The 20888-nt window shown below is 61.9% G+C and carries 18 protein-coding genes and 5 pseudogenes; 2 read left to right on the top strand and 21 right to left on the bottom strand.

From position 1 onward, the window contains the following. Positions 1-185 precede the first annotated feature (185 nt). From HCZ87_RS06355 to HCZ87_RS06335, 5 genes and pseudogenes are all read right to left on the bottom strand, one after another. Entirely contained in the window at positions 186-914 is a 729-nt protein-coding gene (locus HCZ87_RS06355) for a DUF736 family protein (protein ID WP_167642931.1), read from the bottom strand. A 125-nt stretch (positions 915-1039) separates the two neighbouring features. Further along, positions 1040-1342 (bottom strand): hypothetical protein, encoded by a 303-nt coding sequence (locus HCZ87_RS06350; RefSeq protein ID WP_167642930.1) that lies wholly within the window; start codon positions 1340-1342, stop codon positions 1040-1042. Positions 1343-1442: 100 nt separating this feature from the next. After that, on the bottom strand, positions 1443-1904 hold the full coding sequence (locus HCZ87_RS06345; RefSeq protein WP_167642929.1) for a hypothetical protein: 462 nt from the start codon (positions 1902-1904) through the stop codon (positions 1443-1445). A 1-nt stretch (position 1905) separates the two neighbouring features. Next, the gene (locus tag HCZ87_RS06340; RefSeq protein ID WP_167642928.1) at positions 1906-2292 is read right to left on the bottom strand and encodes a DUF6878 family protein; all 387 of its coding nucleotides are present in this window, start codon (positions 2290-2292) and stop codon (positions 1906-1908) included. Between the two features lie 120 nt (positions 2293-2412). Further along, positions 2413-5081: pseudogene (locus tag HCZ87_RS06335) on the bottom strand (strawberry notch family protein); the annotation flags it as partial. Positions 5082-5226: 145 nt separating this feature from the next. On the opposite strand from HCZ87_RS06335, the gene HCZ87_RS06325 reads away from it, so the two are divergent. Next, complete coding sequence (locus HCZ87_RS06325; protein ID WP_167642927.1) at positions 5227-5718, top strand: hypothetical protein; 492 nt, start codon at positions 5227-5229, stop codon at positions 5716-5718. 133 nt (positions 5719-5851) lie between these two features. Here HCZ87_RS06325 and HCZ87_RS06320 read toward each other — a convergent pair. From HCZ87_RS06320 to HCZ87_RS06275, 11 genes and pseudogenes are all read right to left on the bottom strand, one after another. Continuing rightward, positions 5852-6733 (bottom strand): annotated as a pseudogene (locus HCZ87_RS06320) (methyltransferase); the annotation flags it as partial. A gap of 103 nt (positions 6734-6836) precedes the next feature. Further along, positions 6837-6989: a StaA gene (locus HCZ87_RS06315; RefSeq protein ID WP_167642926.1), complete on the bottom strand. Its 153-nt coding sequence runs from the start codon at positions 6987-6989 to the stop codon at positions 6837-6839. A gap of 147 nt (positions 6990-7136) precedes the next feature. Further along, the gene (locus tag HCZ87_RS06310) at positions 7137-7655 is read right to left on the bottom strand and encodes a type II toxin-antitoxin system YhaV family toxin (protein ID WP_167642925.1); all 519 of its coding nucleotides are present in this window, start codon (positions 7653-7655) and stop codon (positions 7137-7139) included. Beyond that, positions 7652-7978: a type II toxin-antitoxin system PrlF family antitoxin gene (locus HCZ87_RS06305; protein ID WP_036562940.1), complete on the bottom strand. Its 327-nt coding sequence runs from the start codon at positions 7976-7978 to the stop codon at positions 7652-7654. The genes HCZ87_RS06310 and HCZ87_RS06305 overlap by 4 nt, the downstream gene beginning before the upstream one ends. A gap of 125 nt (positions 7979-8103) precedes the next feature. Next, on the bottom strand, positions 8104-8757 hold the full coding sequence (locus HCZ87_RS06300) for a hypothetical protein (RefSeq protein ID WP_167642924.1): 654 nt from the start codon (positions 8755-8757) through the stop codon (positions 8104-8106). Then, on the bottom strand, positions 8757-9350 hold the full coding sequence (locus HCZ87_RS06295) for a regulator (protein ID WP_167642923.1): 594 nt from the start codon (positions 9348-9350) through the stop codon (positions 8757-8759). The genes HCZ87_RS06300 and HCZ87_RS06295 overlap by 1 nt, the downstream gene beginning before the upstream one ends. A gap of 74 nt (positions 9351-9424) precedes the next feature. Next, the gene (locus tag HCZ87_RS06290) at positions 9425-11407 is read right to left on the bottom strand and encodes a ParB/RepB/Spo0J family partition protein (protein WP_167642922.1); all 1983 of its coding nucleotides are present in this window, start codon (positions 11405-11407) and stop codon (positions 9425-9427) included. Positions 11408-11562: 155 nt separating this feature from the next. Beyond that, a complete protein-coding gene (locus HCZ87_RS06285) occupies positions 11563-11952 on the bottom strand; it encodes a DUF3768 domain-containing protein (RefSeq protein WP_167642921.1) in 390 nt (129 codons plus the stop codon). Positions 11953-12039: 87 nt separating this feature from the next. Further along, positions 12040-12249: pseudogene (locus HCZ87_RS21190) on the bottom strand (DUF6330 family protein). A 23-nt stretch (positions 12250-12272) separates the two neighbouring features. Next, a complete protein-coding gene (locus HCZ87_RS06280) occupies positions 12273-13211 on the bottom strand; it encodes an ArdC family protein (protein WP_167642920.1) in 939 nt (312 codons plus the stop codon). A 40-nt stretch (positions 13212-13251) separates the two neighbouring features. After that, positions 13252-13736, bottom strand: a pseudogene (locus HCZ87_RS06275) (hypothetical protein). Between the two features lie 288 nt (positions 13737-14024). Between HCZ87_RS06275 and HCZ87_RS06270 the strand changes: the two are divergent. After that, positions 14025-15227 (top strand): Fic family protein, encoded by a 1203-nt coding sequence (locus HCZ87_RS06270; protein ID WP_167642919.1) that lies wholly within the window; start codon positions 14025-14027, stop codon positions 15225-15227. 69 nt (positions 15228-15296) lie between these two features. Here the strand turns inward: HCZ87_RS06270 and HCZ87_RS06265 are convergent. The 5 genes and pseudogenes from HCZ87_RS06265 to HCZ87_RS06245 form a co-directional block, all read right to left on the bottom strand. Beyond that, positions 15297-16110, bottom strand: a pseudogene (locus HCZ87_RS06265) (IS5 family transposase); the annotation flags it as partial. Between the two features lie 215 nt (positions 16111-16325). Beyond that, a complete protein-coding gene (gene trpA, locus HCZ87_RS06260; protein WP_167642918.1) occupies positions 16326-17186 on the bottom strand; it encodes a tryptophan synthase subunit alpha in 861 nt (286 codons plus the stop codon). Next, on the bottom strand, positions 17183-18376 hold the full coding sequence (trpB, locus tag HCZ87_RS06255; RefSeq protein ID WP_167642917.1) for a tryptophan synthase subunit beta: 1194 nt from the start codon (positions 18374-18376) through the stop codon (positions 17183-17185). Before trpB ends, trpA begins: the two co-directional genes overlap by 4 nt. 14 nt (positions 18377-18390) lie before the next feature. Further along, positions 18391-19323, bottom strand: coding sequence for an ABC transporter permease (locus HCZ87_RS06250; protein WP_167642916.1), 933 nt, complete (start codon positions 19321-19323; stop codon positions 18391-18393). Then, on the bottom strand, positions 19320-20879 hold the full coding sequence (locus HCZ87_RS06245) for a sugar ABC transporter ATP-binding protein (RefSeq protein ID WP_167642915.1): 1560 nt from the start codon (positions 20877-20879) through the stop codon (positions 19320-19322). Before HCZ87_RS06245 ends, HCZ87_RS06250 begins: the two co-directional genes overlap by 4 nt. Positions 20880-20888: the final 9 nt, after the last annotated feature.

Here is a 20888-nt window from a genome sequence, read left to right as displayed (position 1 = left end):
GCGCAAAGCCGCCATCGGCTCATCACGCGGCATCGGTCACATGGGCTCTTCGGTTGCATTAGCTGCAGACGACACGAACGGCTGCAATGCACGCTAGGTTCTTTCAATCAGGCCAGCACAGAAAAAGGGGAACCATGGCCCCACGGCTCCCCCTTCAGTGCAGATCGTCTAATCTCGTGCGTTGATCATGCGACCAGCGACAGACCACCACTCGCATCCCGATCCTGCTCACCGCTGTCGAAGAACGGGATGATCGAGAAGGTCTGACCACCGCGCTGTTCTTCGTTCTGCACGGCGTTGACGCGCAGGTCGCCATCGGGCGTGTTGATCAGCAGTGAAAGGTAGTCATTGCCCGTGCGGCTGCTCTTTGCCATCCAGGCCGAGCCAACGCGGATCGGCTTGCCCCGGGGCGAGCTGACCTCGATCCGGTAGTCGGGGTGGGTCTCCTCGGTCTTGTAGCTGTTCTCGATCAGCATGAACTCCAGATCGAACATCATGTTGGCGATGTAGCCGGTGAAGGCGTTGTCAGCGTCCATGGCGGTGAGCTCGCCCGAGATCGAGCCGAATTTCATCAGGCCGTTCGAGACCAGCGGGATGATCTCGAACGCGCCGCTTTGGGCCGCGCGCGCCTCTTTCGTCTGCACCGCGTTGACACGGAACGGGCCCAAGCCGACATCGATCTGCATCGAGATATACGGGTTGCCGCTGATCGTGCCGGTCTCGTTCCAGGCCGTACCGATGCGCACCTTGCGGCCCGACTTGTTGATTGCCGTGACGTCAAAATCCGGGCTGCGTTCGGACATCTTGGCCCGTGCCTCGAGCTGGATGGCGATGTCAAAGCGGGTCGAATGGATCATGCCCGTGTATTCGACGGCTGCGGTCTCGACGTTGCGGGTCAGGGTTCCTGCGAACATGGGATAGTTCCTTCTTGGATTGGCCGGTGCCTGACGTTCTTGCCAGCACATCCGGGATTGCTTTCTCGACCCCTCCTGGGATCACAAATCAGAAAGCCTGCTTTCCTTTCAGCCCCGCCCAAGGGTCAGAGCTGCCGTCCCAGTGGGAATTCCCCCGCGCCTCCGGGTGCTACGCCCCTCCCCTGCCCGTCTGGTCTTGATTGGTTGCCCGGAATTTCTGCGGCGTCCTCCGATCGCGCGATGAAGAACTCCGCCTCTTTTCCGTTCAACCGGTGCCCGCCCCGGTCGGTCAGGCCGATGCAGCTTCCGTTCAGCACATAGGTGATCAGGTACTGACCCAGCCGGTCCTTGTGGACAACGTAGCCGGTATTGGCCCAATGCACGGTCTGTCCTGCATCGACGGCCGCCTTGATATCTTCGAGTGTCATGCGATCCTTCTCAAGAAGAATGGTGGGGAAACGACGCAAGAAGCCCGGTCGTCCAACCGGGCTTCCGTGCGGCATTCGTTTGGCAAATGCCCCAGAGCTGTCAGGCGCTTTGCATGGCTGGCGTCGCGCGCGCCGCCATCCAATCCTTCAGGCCAAGAACCGTTCTGCCGGCCACGACCTCGGAGGCCCAGGCGGCCCTTGGGTCGCCGCAGGGCTCATCGCCAACATGCCGGTCGATATGGCCATTGGCCATCCATGGCTCAGGCTGGATCCGACGCAGCCAGTCCGCCATGCTCGGGATAAGGCATTGGCAGTCTTCACGGATATGCTGCTCGCCGATCCAGCGCACGGGGATCTGTCGACCCGCGCTATTGGTCAGGGTCAAGCCGAAGACACGTTCGGCTTCAAACAGGCCTTGGGCATGGTGACGCAAGGCGCGGTGCGTGAAGAGCGCGAGGTGCTCTTTCGAGGCGTCAAACCAATCGTGCACAGCCTGATAGTCAGACGGCACCCCGCCGAATTTCCGGGCCGAGCTTTCGGCATGATGAAGCGGATGCGCCATGTCAAAGCCCCTCGTCATAGCTGTGCGCGCATTCAACGTAGCGGTCCGCATGATCGAGCGTGATGCTGTCACCCATGATGTCCCAGGTCAGCGTGCCATAGCCGCCCTCGTTGTTTTCGAACCCCGGGTGATGGTGATAGGCGAGCGACCAGGCAAAATCTCCCACGGCGGTAACAAGCGCCTCCGGCAGTTTGACCTCTGCAGGCTGCACCGTCACGTCTTCGACATTGCCGGAGTCGCCGTAGCCCTCGTATTCAGCAGTGACCTCGCTTATGCCAAGCGCTCGTAGTTGCGCGAGCAGCTCCGCTCGGGATGCCTTCAAGGTGGTTTCGCGCTCCGCGCGCCACTGAACCGCCAGCGCGGCATAATCGATCTGGGGGTTGGTCATGGGTCTGTCGTTTTGTCTGAAGTTGGGGGCTGGACAGCGCATGGGCATGCCCGCGCCCGGGAAGCGCAGACCGGCCAAATCCCGATCCGCGACGCCCGACCCGAAGCCCGCTTTAACCTTTCAGGCGGCTTGGTCTGCCGTGATAGCGGGCCTCTGGCCCACGATCCGGGTCAGAATGTTCCCCGTGTCGACACCTTCCCCATGCGGCAGGAACACCCGCAGCTGGAAGGCGATGATCTCCGTGAAACACCCCATGGACTTGAGGCCTTCGATCATGCCCCGATCCGCACCGCACAGCTCGAGGCGCATCTCGCCTGCGACCCGGCGACGGGTCAGGGTGAGACCCCGGCCCAGATCGACTGGCGCGGTGGAGCCCGATGCGGCGGTCAGCATCTCCTGCGGTGTTTGCGGGTTGGAGACAAGGAAGCGGGCGCGGAGCGCGGCCGCCCCTTCTTCGCTCAACGTGCGCCCGATCATCGCCGTCGCCCCGTCGGGCGTGACCCTGTAGATGCGTTCATTCGTGGTCGGGATGTCCTTCCAGATCGGCAGCAAGAGCCCGGTCAGCAGGTAGAGCTTGGTCGTGGTGGTTTTTGGCAGGGACGCAGCCTCAGCATCCCAAAGCCCTGCAAACTCAGGCTTGCCGATCTCTTCCCAGGCGGAGGACTCGAACCGCGCCTCCTCCAGATAGCTCGACCCGTTTGGCCGCACCGCCTTGCGCATTAGCGTGACAATGTCCTCGTCATACATCTGCATGGGCCGCGCCGAAATGAGCGCCGCGCGACCGGAAGCGCGATTGACCATCGGCAGCTTGTCAGGATTACGCGACATGGCCTCGTCCGCGCCCAGGATATAGACTGGGTCGGTCACCTCGAGCCCGATGATCCGCGTCACCGCGCCGGATTTCGGGCAGGTCCAGAGGTCTTCGGTGGAAACCTGTTCGATCCTTTCGCCGCGCAGGGTTTCCACGCCGAGATCGAGCGTACCCGCCGCGCGCGCCCGTTCCGTCTGATCGGCGATCCGGTTCATGAACTCAGCAAAGAGCGCGTTCTGCATGCGGATGGGCAGCGCCAACACCCGGTTGAGAAACCGCTGGATCGGGGGAAGCTCCTCAAGGAGCACCCCGTCCTTGTCGATCAGCCGCAGGGCTGTCCAGTCGGTGAAGCTCTCGTAGCTCATCGCCGCTGCCCGCCCGGCAGCAAGATCGGCGAAATACCCGCGCAGCGCCGCCCGCGCGATCGGGCTTTCGAGATTGTCCTCCTCACGGAACATGCCTTGCGAGCCGGTCTCGCGCTGACCCTTGGTCAGGGCCCCCAGCTGATCGAGGCGTTTGGCAATCGTCGAGGTGAAACGTTTCTCGCCATGCACATCGGAGGTGCAGACCCGGAAGAAGGGCGCGCTGACCTGGGCCGATCGATGCGTGCGACCCAGCCCCTGGATCGCCGCATCGGCGCGCCAGCCGGGCTCCAGCAGATAATGCCGCCGCCGCTTCTGGTTCTTGGCCATTTGCGCCGCGTGATAGGATCGGCCCGTGCCGCCTGCATCGGAGAAGATCAGGATATTCTTCTCACCATCCATGAAGGCTTGGGTCTCGGAGGAATTGCTGCTGGGGCTGCGCTTTTCGATGAAGAGATGACCATCCGCGGCCTTGAGGGGCCGGATGGACCGCCCCGTGACCTCGGCGACAGCCTCGTCGCCAAAGGCCCAAAGGATCTGATCGAGCGCCGAGGGGATCGGAGCGAGCGTCATCAACTCCATCATGGCCGCATCGCGCAGGGCGAGCGCCTCCCGCGAGACCACCAGCGCACCGGTCTCATCCCTGAGCGGCTCGGCCACCATGTTGCCGTCGATTTCCACGAGCTTTTGCGCATGGATCGGGAAGGCCTGTTCGAGGTAGCCAGAACATAGTCGCGCGGCGTTAGCGCACCCTCGACCAGCTCGTCCTCGGGCTCCATCGCTTCAAGCCGACGCTTCAACAGGCTCTCACCCGTCGAGACCACCTGGATGACGCAGGCGTTGCCCGCCGCGAGGTCATCCTCGATGGCGCCGATGATGGTCGGGGCTTTCATGCCCATCAGGAGATGGTTGAAGAAGCGCTGCTTGGTGCTTTCAAACCGGGACTTGGCCGAGGCGCGTACGGCCGAGGCATTGGTCTCCCCCGAGGCATCGTTGACACCGGTTGCCGTCAGTGCCGCCTCGAGATTGTGGTGAATCGTCCGAAATGCGCCCGCATAGGCGTCGTAGATCTCGATCTGCGCCGGGGTCAGCGCGTGTTCTAGAACATCATATTCCACGCCATCAAAGCTGAGGGCACGCGCCGTGTAGAGCCCGAGCGTCTTGAGATCGCGCGCGACCACCTCCATGGCGGCGACACCGCCTGCCTCCATCGCCGAGACGAAACTCTCGCGGCTCGGGAAGGGGTATTCGGGTCCCTGCCCCCAGAGCCCCAGCCGCGCGGCATAGGCCAGGTTGTGTACACTCGTTGCACCCGTGGCCGAGATGTAGAATACGCGGGCGCGCGGAGCGGCAAGTTGCAGCCGCAGACCAGCAAGACCCTGCTGCGAGGGTTTGGCCCCCCTGCCCTGCTCGGACCCTGCCGCGTTCTGCATGGCATGGGCCTCATCAAAAGCGAGGACGCCGTCGAAATCTTCGCCCATCCAGTCGAGGATCTGGCTCAGCCGTGTGGTGCCGCATTTGCCCGCGGACCGCAGCGTGGCATAGGTGACGAAGAGGATACCGTCGCCCATCGGGATGGGCTGGTCCGGTTTCCATTTGGAGAGCGGCTGAATGTCGTTGTCGCAAAATAGCGCGCCACAGAGACAACTTCAGGCTATAAGGGGCAACAACGGATAGCGGCAAAATAATTTCCAATGGATGCCATTATTGTCTTGCGGGCCACATAGCGGCGCTCTATTACACTAGCAGGAGGCCAGAGCCATGGACAACGATTCGAACATAGAGCAGGAGATTATCGCCCGACTACGCCAAGCCATTACCGATGCTGAGAAGCGAGGTTATGAGCGCGGCGTACAGGATACGATGGAAAAAATCCAAAGTCTTGTCATGACAAGCGGAATGGGTGGCTCATCTAGCCCCCCCCCGAACGCGCTAGCGATCGATAATGACACACAGTCAGACGGATTTGGAGGCCCAGTCGACAGCAGCCAAGAGCGTCAGCGGGCGCCAAAAGGTCTTGCGCGTAAAGTCATCCAGCGCGCCCTTAACGAGAATCCGGGTTTAACTCCAGCAGAAATAGAAGAAACTGCACAAGACGATTTAGAGAAAATGATCCGCGCGAGCAGTTATCGGAATGAGCTACGTAAGGGCCGCGAAGCGGGACTTTACGAAGAGAGCGACGGGAAGTGGTTTCTTGTCGATAAGGAAAAGGCGGAGGAAGCCGGTCAAGCATCCCCTCCGCCTTTGGCGTAACAACGGAGAGGGGGTGATCCCAATGCCGCCGCCATAGACTTCCCGGCTTCATCCTGTCTGTGACAGGTTTAGTCGGCAGCCTCCAAAGGGAGGCAGGGCGTTCCTGCATTAAGGAACGCCCTTTCAATTATGGTGTAGATTTTTGAATTTGTAAAGTTTCTAACACCTTGTCTAAGACCATGAGCTGGGTTTCCACAGAGGTGCCGAGCTTGCGGTAAACTTGTCCCGGCATCGTGAGGGCCAAGCGCGGCGTCAGGAGACCGCAAGCCCGGGACCAATGCGCGGCATCACGCTCCGGGCTGAAGCCCGGCGGCATGATCGCCACCAGCCGCCCACCGGGTGCCAGGCGCTTTGCAGCCGCAATGAGATGTTTGGCAGCGATATGCTTGTCTCGGGAGCGATCGACCGAGGAGGCAAAGGGCGGGTTCATCACCACGACGTCGGGTAGAACCGGCGTCTGCAGCAGATCATCGATATGCTCCCCGTCATGGCCTGTCACCTCGCCGCCGTAGACCGCGCGCAGGAGGCTCTGGCGAAAAGGATCGATGTCATTGAGCACAAGCGAGGCACCGGCCCGGGCAGCGAAAGCTGCCAGGGCACCGGTACCAGCCGAGGGCTCCAGCACAGTCTCGCCCTTGCGGACCGCAGCCGCCCGTACGGCCAAGGCGGCAAATGGCAGCGGCGTAGAAAACTGCTGCAGCCGGATTTGCTGCTCTGACCGGCGGGTTTCCGTCAGGAGCCGGGACGCGAGCAGTTTCGCAGCGGCAATGTCACCTGCCGCGCCGTCCCCACGCAGCAGCACTCGGATGGCAGCCGCCTGCATCAGGTCATAGGCCATGCGCCAGTCCCAGGCGCCTCCGGCATCACTGCCAAGAAAGGTCTCGCGCATGATGCGCGCAAGCGCCGAGCTGCGCAGGGGTTGGTGGTCGATCTCCGCGCCGATTTGCGCCAGCGCAGAGGTGAGATCAGCGCCGGAGATTGAGAAAGGCGGGTTTGCCGGATTGGGCTTGGTCATGGGGGTTTTCCTTTGGATCAGGGTCTGAGTTCCAAAGGAGAAAAAGCCCACTTTCGCTTTTCCGGGGTGATGAGGTCAGACCGCGCTGACCTCCAAGGCTTGGTCAGGGCTTGGATTGGCCCTGGCGCTTCGCATCAATCAAAGCCTGCGCGGCTAGCATTCCCTGAACCTGTGAAGTTCCCGCGCGTGCATCCTCAAGCGCGGTCTGTACCTGCGCGCGAAACAACGCCTCATACGAATTGACATCAGCCGCCACGGAAATGCTCCTCGAAACCGAGGTGCGGCTGTTCCTTACCCGTTGGGTCCATTGCGCTTTCTCCGACCATGCTATGGGTCGATGCTACATCACCCACAGTGGTGCCGTAAACGGCAAGGCCGTAAGGTTCACAGCTAACGGGGCCACTTACCGATCGGTCGCCGCTTCAAGAGACGTCTCGAACCGCTTGTCCGCCGCCGCCGCTTCTTTCAAGAGCGCGTCGAAATTGTCAGGTGGATTGCCATCTTCCAGCATCCCTTTGAACGTCGCGTAGGCATCCGTCTTGCTGCCATAGGCGCGCAGGGTCTTGTCGTCGTTCACCCAGGCCACCACGATGACCTTTGCATCGCTGTTGAACCGGTAGAACAGCCGATACTGCTGAAAGAATTTCGCCCGGAACCAGTGCTTGCGGTGATCGCCGAGTGTGCCGCCTTGCCGGAAGGCGGCGGCACCCGGGTCCGCCGGTATGGCCTCGGTGACCAGCTTGAAGATGGCGGCCAGCCGTTTCGTCGGGTTTTTCTTGCGCCAGGTCTTTGGATCGCGAGCCTTACGCGCCTCGACCTCTTCGATCAGCCCTTCGAGCTGGTCCAGAAAGAGCGGATGCGCATAAATCGACCATCCGTTTACAACAAGGGGCGCCCCAGCGGGCACGCTATCGCCGTTCATTCATCCTCGAGCGATAGCGGCGCATCGAGATCGACGTCAACGTCTCCGACCAGTGCTGCAAGACGGTCATGCAAAGCCCCATCGAACGCTCGAATGCGATCCGGATGCGCCTTGATATCGGCCTCGACAAAATCGAGAAAGGCGCCGAGCGCGGGATCATCCTCGTCGCTGCGCACGGGCTCGATATAGACCCTGCCACTCGGCTCGGTACAGTAACGAATCTGGTCGCCCTTACCCAACTTTAGCTGTTTGCGCACCCCCGCCGGCACGGTCGTCTGATACCGGTCCGTGAGTTTCGAGACATCTTGTGCGAGCGCTGTCATGGCAGTCTCCTGAAAGAAAAGGGTCTTTGCTACCCGTGATAGGTAATGCATTTGCATTGTACTGTCAAGACAAGCCGCAGGATCTGCTGTCTCCGGGCAGGTCGATGAGCTGTCCGGCGAAGCACCTATTCTCGCCACGCGAAATACTCCGCCAGCACCGGGCTGGCCGCGCCTTTCGCGGAGTTGAGCAGCTCCGAGCCCGCAAGCGTCGCTTTAGACAGGCGCACGAGCCCGCCGGTTTCCTCGATGCGGTAGCATCGGCGTTTTTGCCGCCCACGCCTGTAGTGCGTCGCGGTGACGATCTGACAAGTGCTGCCATCGGTGAGCATCACAGGGGTGGCGAGTCTGATCTTGTCGCCTTCCTCGTAGTCCGGGACCGCAGCCCAATCCCGGCAGCGCTGACGCCAGTCCTGGGCGTAGCTGTCCGGGTCTTTCAGGTCGGAGAGGAGCTCGATCAGCCCAAGGGGAGCACGAGACTCGTTCGGGCCAGCGCTTTCCTCCATGTCCTTGTAACCCCAGCAGCCGTCATCGTACAGGGTGAGGAAGACAGCCCCGAAAGTGATGGAGCCGTCAGGATCGGTCACATAGGTCGCGTCTTCGACAGCGGTTCCGTCGAGATTGGTGACCCTTGCCGCCGCATACCAGGTGGAGCCAACCTTACAGGCCTTGACCAGGTCCGTTTTGCGCGTGTCGCCCTCAAAGGTGCAAAGCCGGGTGATCTCTGCTTTCTCATCCGCGTAGGTCTGGACGCGGCGGTCGGTGTAAAAGAGCCAACCCATTACGCCGCCCTCCGATCATCGAGTTCCCTCAGCGCATCGAGCGGCACGCGATAGGGCTGCATGGCGTCGAAATCCTCGCAGTTGCCGCAGTTCTGCACGATCGCGAAGGTGTCGCAGGCATCCTTGAGGATGACCCGGAAGGTGCCGCCGAGGCCCGAGGGCACCTCGTAGGTCCCGCCGATCAGATAGTCCGAGGCGCGACGCACGAAGACGCGGATGCTGTGGCCATCGGTGGCGAGCCGGGTCGCCCCCTGCCCCCGGTCGATGAGCACCTGCACATCGTCGAGAATGTCGGTGTAGAATTGCCCGGTCAGATCGCGAAACGCCATGCGGCGCTGCGCCATCCAATCGGCATCCCGAAACGGGTTCATGCCATCGGCGAAGGCGAAGGAGGGATCGGCCTGCTCGGTGGTGACAGTGCGCGTGGTCGTGCCGTCGATGCCGTTCGAGCGCAGATGCACGCCATTGCCGACGATGAGGATCAGGGCGGGCCTGTCCACGGGTCCGTTCCAGTTGGGCAGGAAGGTCTTGCAGGCGCGCGCATGGGCGATCTGCGCCGCGACGGCGGAAGCGGAGAACTTGAGAATAGCCATGGGGATGTCTTTCCGTTGGGTATGAGAAGATAGACCCGCGCAGGCGAAAGGGCTTGCGCGGGTCGCGTGAGGACTCAGGCCTCTTGCGCGATCTCGCTGTCAGGCTCGGGAGATTCCGACGCATGCTCCGCCTCATCACAGGCGACACCGTTGGTCTGCATCATAGGGGGGCACCAGGCGGCCACGGCAGCGCGCTGCGCGTCCGTGAGCGTCGCGAAGGGTTCGGCGAAGAGCTTGTCGCAGAAGGCGACGATCTCTTTCTTGCTCGACGAGGCCAGCGTCACCGCCTCCTGAGCGAGGTCCAGATCCTGGCCGAGGATTTTCAGGAGCCAGGCCTTCTTGAAGCGGTTGAAGAGCGCCGCATTCGGCGTCCAGTGGGCGCGGATGTCGGGCATGATCTCGATCTCGAAGTCATGCATCAGGCTGTCGCGCCGCGGGTCCCGGGCAAAGCAGGACTGCGTGGTGCTGGCGGTCGCATAGGCCACGAGCTTGGCCTTCTCGCCGGCCTCCAGCGCGCGAAACGCCGCGAACTGATCGGCGGGCGCGCGGGTGTCATCGAGCCATGAGAGGTCCAGCGCATCATGCGTCGACGCCACCTGCTCAAGCGAGGTAGCGTCGATCTCGTCCATCTTGGCATGGCTGCGGTATTCCTTGCGGGCATCGATCTTGATCGCCTGCGTGACACTCATGCCGCCGGCCACAACATCACTCACCAGCTTGAAGAGCGTCAGATCGAGCGTGGCCCCGGGATGCAGCGCCATCGCGGCCCCGAGCGCCATGGCTCGCTCGGTCTTGAGATCCTCGGCCAGCGAGGCCGGATAGGTGATTTCGCCAGCGTCGGGGGCCTCCTCTCCGGTGGTGTTGGTCGAGGAACTGGGCGCGCCTTTCTCTTTCACGGTGTCCTCCGGGCGGACGAGGCCCACATGGAGCGTGATCTGCCCGTTCGACCAAGACGCAATCACGCCTGCACGGACGAGATCCTCGGCGCTGTAAGCCTCCTGCAGATCGCGAGCTTCTTCTTCCACAGCGTCCACCCGGTCGTAGAGCGCATTGTAAGCGTCGTCTTCGAGCCCCTCATCCTCCATCTCGAGCTGCAATTTCTCAAGCTCGGCGGTGATCTCGTCGATGCGCTTCTGGGCCGCCTCATCTGGCTTGATCGGGCCGGGATAGACGCGGCCATAGTCGGCCATGGTCGCGTAATCATAGCGCACCAAAGCATCAGCCCAAGCAAAGCCCAGCCTCATACGGGCCTCTTCTGCGGCAGCACCGAGCTTCTCGAGCAGGATGGTCTCGACCAGCGCGGCGTCTTCCAGCACGGAATGCTCTTCCAGCAGATCGGCCGCAACCGCGCCGCCGCGGGCCTCATAGTCTTCACGCACAAAAGCCCCGATATCGTCGCTGACCTGCACGCCGCGGGATTTGAGAGACTGACGGACGGTGTAGGCCTGCAGATATCCGCCATCCTTCGTGAGCGCCTCGAAGACCTCGCGTTGCGCCTCCTGGCTTGGGTGCTCGGCAAAGGCCTTCATCGTGTCGAGCGTGATCACTTTGGCCCGGGCCGCGGCGCGGATATCGGGGTGGATCAGCCCGTAGCGCAACCGGCCTTTGACGGCGGTGACAGTGGTGCCAAAGGTCTTTGCGATGGTCTCGGGCGTCTGGCCGTCGACCTCCATCATCCGGGCGAAAGCCTCGAACTCGTCGATCGCGTTCATGGGGGCCTGGGTGACGTTCTCGGCGAGCGACAGGGCCGTGGTGACATCGCAATCCTCTGGCACGAGGCGGCAGTCGATCTTGGTCTTGGCGGTGAACCCCTTGGCGGCCCTGTCGGCGACCAGCTCCTTTAGCGCGGCATGGCGCCGGCCGCCGGCGAGGACGGCGTATTTGCCGTCGAGTTTCTGGACGAGGAGCGGCTGGAGCACACTCAGCACAGCGATGCTGGCTTTCAGATGCGCAATGTTCTCGGGGTCATAGGTTTCCGGGGATTTGCTGCGCACATTGACGGGATGCGGGACCAGATCGCCGATGGCGATGGTGAGAGGGGCAAAGTTCGTGGTCATGGGATATCCTTCCAGGTGGGTGACATGCGGCCCGCGCGCTTGCGCGTGGCCAATCCCCGGCTTCAGGGATCACCACGACAAAAGGCCCACTTTCCTTTTTCGGGGCAGCGGGCCTTCATCGTCTGAGATGACAGCGGGAGGCGTCCCCTGCCCCTCTACCAGTCGCGCGCCAGCATGATGGTCAGCACGCGCGTGGTGGTCGTGGGGTTGTCCGGGGTCTCGGCCCCGTACCGAAAATCCGACCCGGTCTCATAGAGATCGATTTTCCAGAACACGGTCTCGCCGCGGATCTCGACCGCCCCGAAATCATGCCAGCCTTCGGGATCATTCTCGGGCTCGAACGTGGCAAACTCACCGGTGGCCTTGACCGCCTCGGCCATGAAGCCATCACCGGCCTCCATAAGCGAGCGGGTGACATGCATGCGACCCTGGATGGGCTGCGCGGGCGGCACTCCAAGGCACGCGAGCTTGCGGAACGCGTCGTTCTGCGCGGCGATCGCACTCGGATCCGGGCATTCTGTCTGGGGCTGTACAGCGATGGTCATTGGGCTCTCCTTTGAGAAGTTGAAACACCCATCTCAAAGCCTGCTTTTTCTTTTCTGTTTTTCGGAAGGACCGAAGCAGAAGGCGCCCTACCGGAACAGCCCCTTGGGTCTGTAATTCGGGTTGGGGATGGTTTCGATCCAGCCGCCCTAGTTCGTGATGCTCTCGAGCGCTGCCGAGAACGGATAAGCGCCCTAGGACGGGCTCCACCAATAAGCACCGCGTTTGAAGGTGATGATCTTGCGGCGGCCATCTTCGAAGCAGGCCACCCGCAGCGTCTTGGGTTCCTTGCGTGACATGCGAGTCTCCGTTCTCCGTGTGGTCAGGCGGCCTCGGCACTGCGCCCTGCCCTGCCCGTCTCCGATCTGGCGATCAGATAGTCGCAGGCACGTTGCGCATCAGCGGCGTGGCGGAAGATCGCGCCCTTATCTGAGCGAAGGACACGCAACCAATTGTGCAGGTAGGCGGCATTCATCTCGAGCGTATGGGCCGTGAAGCCGAGCGTTTGTCCCAGGAACACCGAGGTCAGTTCTGCGACGATCTCTTCGCGCGCGTAGGAGGTGTTGCCGAACTTCGAGAACCCAAAATCGCGGTTCAGCCGATGCGGGGCTTTCGTGGCATGGGCCAGTTCATGCGCCCAGACCCCATAGAAATTGCGCGGATCGTGGAACCGCGTGATCGACGGCATGTAGACCTTGTCCACGGGCGGCAAATAATACGCCTCCGTGCCCGTGAAGACGGTCGTGATGTCGATGGCGTCGAAAAACGCCTGCATATGCGGGATGGGATGGGACGGCGGATGCTCGGGCACGGGCTCCGGGTCAGGGTAGAATCTGTCGGGCAAGCCCTCGATCTGGCAGGCGTTGAACACGCGGTAGGATTTCTGGAAACGGAAGATGCGGACCTCCTCGTAGCGATCATCGCTCTCCTCGTGGTCGTCCTCGCCGCCCGCGTCTTTCCGGCTTTGGCCGTAATAGACGACGACAGAGGACTTCTCGCCCTTGCGCACCTTCGCGTCCAAGGCATTGGCCTGCGGCAGCGTCATCCAGAAGGGTGAGCTGTGGCCCGCCATCACGGTGCGCATGGTCAGCAGGAAGTTGTTGACCCCCTGGTAAGGCTCACCGCCCACGCGCAGGGGACGAGAGCTGCCACCTGCGGTCCAGGGCTTGCGCCATGGCAGAACGCCGCGCTCGATGATGCGGATGATTTCGTTTGTGATGACCTCCGAGGCATCGAATTTGGGCGTGCGGGAACGGGCCATGGCTGGCCTCCTTTCGAGTTTTGGTGATAGGGAATGGTGATCAGGCTGGCTTACGGGAGCGCGGATCGTTGGCGATCCTGGCACCGAGGGCTTCAACCATGTCGATGTAGGTGGTCAGCGAGACGGACCTGCCAGGACCGCAAGGGTCAGGGTCGACCGATCCGTCCCGCGCCACGCGCGGCAGGTTCGCGAAGGCGGTGACATCTTTAACGGGTCGAATATCGATGAAGGGCGTCCCTCGTGCGACGGCAGTGCGGCCAAGGGAAAGCGCTCGATCGGCTCAAAGGTCGACACGGTGGTCCAGCCGAGATGGAGGAACGTCCCACCCTCCCCACAGATCACATGCGCATTTGGCAATGACGCCGCCTGCTTCAGATAGCCGAGATCGCGCAGGACGGTCTGGCGTTCGAGCCGCTGTGCCAGCAACGTCTGGCCGGTTCGGCGTAGTTCCTTGTGCCGCCGCCACGAGGCAGCGGTCGCGCGTAACACGCGCAAGACACCTGTTTGCATTGGAATGCCCTTCATCCGGAACGGCAGACCGGAACCCGGCCCGGACCCATCCGAGGGACCCCAAAGGCCCTCATCCATCAGTCACAAAACCCGAAGAACACTTTTGCTTTTCCCGGGTACGGACCCTGTCCTTTTCAATAACCAACGGGTTCTCACCAAACGGCTCAACACCGGACCGTCTCCAGAAACCGTTGATTTGGAACAGCAAATTCAGATCGGCAACGAATATCGGCAAAATCTTGCCTCTAAGCCCACAATGTGTATATTTTTCAATTGCTTTGCAAACATAGAAGATCGGCAAAAATGCTGAAAACACCCGCCAGAATCGAACCCTGCTTTTTCGAGGAGCATGTTCCTACAGAATTGGCGGACCTTTCGGTCGACATCCAGAGGGAAGCCACCGGGCTGGGACAACGGCTGCATCCTGACAGCGCAGCCGAGCTTGCCGATCTCGTCCGCGTGATGAACTGCTACTACTCCAACCTGATCGAAGGACACAACACACGGCCCCGCGACATCGAAAGGGCGCTAGCTGGCGCCGAGCTTGAGGAAGAAACGCGCCCTCTCGCCCTTGAAGCCCGGGCGCACGTCATCGTTCAACGGGCCATCGATGAGATGCATCGCAAGGGCACCCTGCCCCGCCCCACATCTGTCGAATTCCTGACATGGGTCCATAAGAGCTTCTACGACGAGATGCCTGACGAGTTTCTGGTCATCGAACATCCCGACGGCACACAGGAGCCCATCGTTCCGGGACGTATGCGCCAGGAAGGCGATCGGGAAGTTGCGGTCGGGCGCCACCTACCTCCATCATCTTCGCGCGTTGCGGCGTTCATGGATCACTTTGACAAACGGTTTCAAATTGCGGCGCGGTCTTCGAGCGGACGGATCATCGCGATCGCGTCTGCACATCACCGGCTGAACTACATCCACCCTTTCCCGGATGGCAACGGTCGTGTCAGCAGATTGATGTCTCATGCCATGGCCCTCACTGCAGGGATCGGTGGCCAGGGGCTCTGGTCCGTTTCGCGTGGGCTGGCTCGCGGACTGACTGATCGGGGCGAGTACAAACGGATGATGGATCTGGCCGACATCCCACGCCGCGGAGACCGAGACGGGCGCGGCAACCTGTCAGAGGCGGCACTAAAGACGTTCAGCGAATGGTTTCTGAAAGTGACGCTCGACCAGATCACGTTCTCCGCGAAGCTGTTCGATCTCGGTGGACTGAACCAACGGTATCGTCGTCTTGTTGCAGATACCATTGATGACAAGCGAGCGCCGGAACTGATTTCGGCGGTTCTTCGGCATGGCGCGCTGGAACGTGGCGACGCGCAAATTGCGCTCAAGACGTCCGAGCGCACGGGACGCAATACGCTGAGCAAACTGACCGCCGCTGGATACCTGATTTCCGCCTCGCCGAAGACGCCCGTTCGGTTGGCGTTTCCGTTGGACTATCGAGAGCGGCTCTTTCCAAACCTCTTTGGAGATGGTGACCTGCCACAATAACGTTAGGGATTTAGGGGCTCTGTTGCACAAATTGGCTGATGGCCGGGGTTCCCCTTTCCCCGGACAGACTTATCCCACGGGCTCTGTGACAGGGATGCCGAGCGCGGTGTAGCCGTTCAGAACGGCGATACGGACCTGAAGCTCCGCGACCTGTCGGTCGAAGCCCCGAGCCATGAGGCGCTGCCTCGGCAGTTTCACGCAGTGCATCTTCGTTTCGTGCGACCGCGCCGACGGTGACGGTCTTCCACGGTTTGGCATTCTTGCGAGGCGGGATGACAGCGTGGGCGCCGCGGTCAGCGATTGCATCGTGGCATTTGCGGGTGTCGTAGGTACCGTCGGCAGTGACGCTGCTGATCTGCTCGTACGCCGTGATCTGGTTGAGCAGGTCGGGGAACACCGGCGCGTCGCCGATATGGTTCCCTGTGATCTCTACGGCCCGAACCTCCAGCGTTTCCTCATCAATCCCCAAGTGGATCTTGCGCCAGACGCGCCGCTTCGGACCACCATGCTTGCGGGCGTGCCACTCGCCTTCGCCCTCCACCTTGATCCCGGTGCTATCGACTAACAGGTGCAGCGGGCCCTTCGGGCCACAGTAGGGGATGTTGACGGCCAGTGTTCGATGAGCTTACGCGGCCCCACCGGGGCCACGCTCCCATCGGCGGGACAGGGTGCTGAAGTCGGGCACCGCCCAGTCGAGGCCGACCAGCCGCAGCAGGCTTTCGACGAAGCCCGTTCGCCAGTGGGCTCGAACCAATGGCGCCTTCACTGGCTCACTCTGCCGAAGCGCCGTGCCGAACAGCACCTTCATCGAAAGGTATGTCTGGAGGGCGGCATCGCTGTAGGTCTGCTGGCGGCCACGCCTGCCTGTCGGCGCGGCATTCCAGCTACCACGCTGGATTCATGAGGTGAATCCCACACGGGATTTGTGCAACAAAGCCGGTCAAATCTCTGAACAACATTATCCGCAAGGGTCAAATCCCAGCGTATGACGCAAGCGCCTTCCTGACCTTTGCGAGCTTTGCAGCATAATTATGTCCAGCGACCAGCTCCTAAAATCTTACCGAAAAGTTTGCGACATAACCCGTTTGATCGGCAGGCTCACGGGGCGGCGTCGATCACCTTGCGAAACCTACCGATCTCCTGGCCGACATAGTTGAGGAAATCCGGGCTTGCAGGATCGTCGTCCTGTGCCGCCTGCTGGAACAGATCAATCAGCGCCGTGGCCACGATCACCCCGTCAGCTACCCGACCGACATCTGCGGCCATGGCCGGGGTCTTGACTCCAAAGCCGACCATCACCGGCAACGAGCTTTCCGCCAGGCAGCGGGCCACCCCTTCGGCAATGGCATTAATCGAGGCAGAGGGACCACCGGTGGGCCCCACGACCGGGATGCAATAAAGAAAGCCCCCCACCGCCGGGTGCTCCGATGTGAAATCCTTGGGCGCCAGCGTCGGCGCCGCCATCGGGATCAGATACAGGCCATGGTGCGCCAGCGCATCCAGCAAAGGCCCGGCTTCCCGCAGCGGGAAATCCCCGGCAATCAGGCCGTCCACCCCCGCAGCCGCCGCGCGTGCGGCGAAGCGTTCGTACCCCATCACCGCCAGAGGATTGGCGTATCCCATCAGAATAAGCGGTGTGGTGGTATCCTGTGTGCGAAAGGCAGCGCAGAGTTCCAGTGTCCGCTCCAGATTGCCGCCCGCCGACAATGCCCGGATATTGGCTTGCTGAATTGTGGCCCCATCGAGGATCGGATCTGAAAACGGGTGGCCGATTTCGATCATATCGATGCCTGACGCCACGAATTGATGCAGCCGCGCAAGGCAGGCCTCAAAGGACGGATCCCCTGCCACCGTATACGTGACAAAGGCCGGTCGTTGCGCGTCGTTCAAACGCCGGAACATGGCCGCGATTCGTTGCGTTTCCGGCGTAGTTTGCTCGCAGGGAATCGACGCGCTCATTCTGTCGTCTCCTCGGTCAGAGTTTCGATATCCTTGTCCCCGGACGATTGCGCCATCACGACAACCGATTGGTCCGGCCCCATTTCCAAGGCCAAACGTTCTGCCGCAGCCAGCGCGTGACCGGCCTCAAGGCACAACAGAATGCCTTCGCGCTGCGCAAGTCTCAGGACAGCCTCTTTGGCTGCAGCATCGGAAATCGCCATGGTTTCGACCCGACCGCTCTGGACCAGATCCGCCAGTTGCGGGGCTGAACCGGGATAGGACAGCCCCGGCGCGATAGAGCGCGTCGGCAGGATTTGCCCCTGCGCATCTGACAGCACGAGCGTCTCCGCCCCGTGAAATATGCCCCGCCGCCCGCGTGACAGCCGCGCGGCATGTGCGGCAAAGCCATCGTTCGCCCCGGCCCCTTCGACGGCGATCAGACGCACTTGCGGATCGCCCCAGAAGGCCGAAAACAATCCGATGGTCGAAGACCCACCGCCGACGGCCGAGACATAGGCCGAAGGGGCCAGCCCGTGATCGATCAGCTGCAAGCGGGTTTCACGACCGATCACTGCCTGAAACGCCGCCACCATCGCGGGATAGGGATGCGGGCCGATGGGGGCCCCTGCGACATAGGCCGTGGTGTCGCTCGTGCCCATCCAATGCCGCATAGCCGCGCTTAGGGCGGCGCTCAGGGTCTGATCGGCATCGTCCACGACCTTCACCTCGGCGCCGAACAGGCGCATTTTCTTGACGGCCGTGGGTTGCCGGGCTGCGTCGCTGGCCCCGATGTAGATCGTGCATCCCATGCCAAAGCGCGCCGCCACGGCAGCGGTCGCAATGCCGTTCTGCCCCGAGCCAGTCTCACAGACCACGGCCTCCAGCCCCATGCGCTTGGCCAGCAGACATTGCCCGACGGCGGAGTTGGCATAGTTGCCGCCATTGAATGTCAGGTCATCGCGCTTGAGCACGATCTGTGCCCCGCCCGCCTCACGCGGGAAGGCAGGGATGTCGAACAGCGGCGTCGGACGCCCGACATAGCGGTTCAGCAAAAGCGTCAGCCTGTCCCGGAACGCGGGATCGGCCCAGGCGTCATGAAACCCGTCTTCAAGCCGGTCCAGAACCGGCAGCAATACCGGGGCCACGAATTGCCCGCCAAAACTGCCGAACCGTCCTGTTTGGGTTGCAATATGTGCATCCAGTCCCATGATCTGTCCCTGTCTCAGCGGCTTTGCGTTCCGGTGCGACGCACCAGAACGGCGGCGAGGATGATCATCCCAGTGATGATGTCCTGCATAAAGGTCGACACCCCCAGAATGGTCAGGCCGTTGCCGACAACGGCGATGATGGCCGCACCGACAAGCGTGCCCGGGACATTGGCTTCGCCTTCGCGAAAGGCGGTCATGCCCAGAAAAACGGCGGCATAGGCCGACAGCAGGAAACCGCCTCCGCCCGTCGGGTTGGCGCTGCCGATCCGTGCGGTCAAAAGCATCCCGACCAGTGCCGACAACATGGCCGAGCCGATGAAGGCCACCATTGTGTTCGACACGATGCGCACCCCGGCAAGCCGTGCCGCCTCGCGGTTGCCGCCGATGGCATAAAGCCTGCGACCGATTTCCACCTTGTCGAGCACCACCCAGGCCACGACGGCCACGCCGATTAGCCAGAAGGTCAGCGTCGGGATGCCAGAGATCTTGCCCCGCGCCAGATCACGAAAGCCCACCGGGATGTCCCCGAACAGGGTCGCGCCGTCGGACAGCCAGAAGGTGATCCCCCCGATGATGGTTCCGACGGCCAGCGTGGTGATGAAGGACAACACCTCAAAGCGGGCGACGATAAACCCGGACACCGCACCGAACACCCCGGCCGCAGCCAGAACCGCCAGACAGGCCAGCGGTGCGGGCACTCCCGCCTTTAACAGAAAGACCACGAAGATCCCGCCAAAGGACACAACCGCCGCCGTCGACAGGTCGAATTCTCCGACCGCCATCACAAGCGTGGCCCCGATTGCGACGATCGCCAGAAGCGTCATCTGTTGCGTGATATTGATCAGGTTGTTGGGGGTGCCAAAGGCGATTGGGGAGGCGATGGAAAAGGCGATGATGATCACCAAAAGGGCCACCAAGGTCCCGTAGCGCCGGACAAAGGAAGTCATGCGTGAGTCTCTTTTTCTGTCTGTGAGTCTGTATCGGAGATCTCTGACTGGTGCTGAAAGGCCGCGTCGATCACCCGTGCCGGTGTCAGGCTGTTACCGGAAAGCTCTGCGGTGATGTCACCACCGGCCATCACCAGCACCCGGGCGCTCAACGCCATGAGTTCATCCATGTCACTTGTCGTCATCAACACCGCCGCGCCATCACGGGCAAACTGGCGGGCCAAGGCGTGAATTTCCGCCTTGGCGCCGACATCGACGCCTCGGCTGGGTTCATCCAAGATCAAAAGCCGTGTCGGTTCTCCGAACCAGCGTCCGAACAAAAGCTTCTGCTGGTTTCCGCCCGACAGAGTCAGAGGGCCATGCCAGGGTGATCCCATCTTGACGGACAGCATGGATTGCACCGTCGCGCTGCGCTCCGCCATCTTGCGACGGCTGGTCCATGGCATCTGCGGCCGGGCACGCACCTGCGACAGATGCGCCACCGCCAGATTATCCGCAATCGATCGGCTGGTGATCAGCCCCTCGTTCCGGCGATCTTCGGGCACATAGGCCGCTCCGCACGAAATCCTGTCCCCGATCCGTCCCGGGCGCAGCGGCACGCCGTCCAGTTCGATCTGCCCTCCGGCATGTGGCGCAGCGCCCCAGATCAGCTTCATCAGAGAGGAGCGCCCGGCGCCGACAAGCCCGTAAAGGCCAAGGATTTCTCCGGCGCAAATATCAAAGGACACCGACTGTCCGCACGTGCCAAAGGGCAAATCCCGCACCTTAAGCACAACAGGGCTGTCCACCGGCGGGGTCTCGGCAGCCCCCAGCACCTCTTCGCGCCCGGACATCAGATGCACCAGTCCGGCCCGGTCGATCTGGTTGATGCGACCCGCACCAACCGTGCAGCCATTGCGCAGCACTGTGAAACTGTCGCAAATCTCCATCACCTCATCGAGACGGTGCGAGATGAAAATAACCGCCACGCCGGTGTCGGACAGACGTTTGACCGCCTTGTGCAGGCGCGCGGCCTCCCCATCCGACAACGAGGCCGTAGGTTCATCCATCACCACCAGACGCGCGGGCGCGCCGATCAGGGCGCGAATGATTTCAACCAGTTGCTTTTGCCCGGTCGTCATCTGCCCCACCGGAATATCCAGCGGCAAATCCGGCGCGATATCACGCGCGGTGTCTTCGATGGCCTGACGCATCGCCCGACGATCAATAAAGGGGCCTTTGCGCGGATAGGGACGTCCGATGAATGCGTTTTCCACTGCCGTGAAATGCGGCACGAGGCTCAACTCCTGATGAATGAAGCGAAAGCCCAGAGCCTCGGCCTGTTGCACCCCCGCGATCTCAACGGGCTGGCCATCGATCAAAATGTCGCCCGCATCCGGCTCGATCAGCCCCGACAGAATTTTGATCAGGGTCGACTTCCCGGCCCCGTTTTCGCCAACAAGGCTGTGAACGGAGCCGGCCTCCACCAAAAGGTCAGCACCATCGAGCGCCTTGGCGCCGCCAAAGTGTTTTTTGACACCGCGCAGGGACAGGAAACTCTGCCCCTGCTGTGCCATGTGGTCCGG

It is taken from the genome of Phaeobacter sp. HF9A (assembly GCF_011806385.1).
Lineage (GTDB): Bacteria > Pseudomonadota > Alphaproteobacteria > Rhodobacterales > Rhodobacteraceae > Epibacterium.
This window is presented reverse-complemented; position numbering and strand designations above follow the sequence as displayed.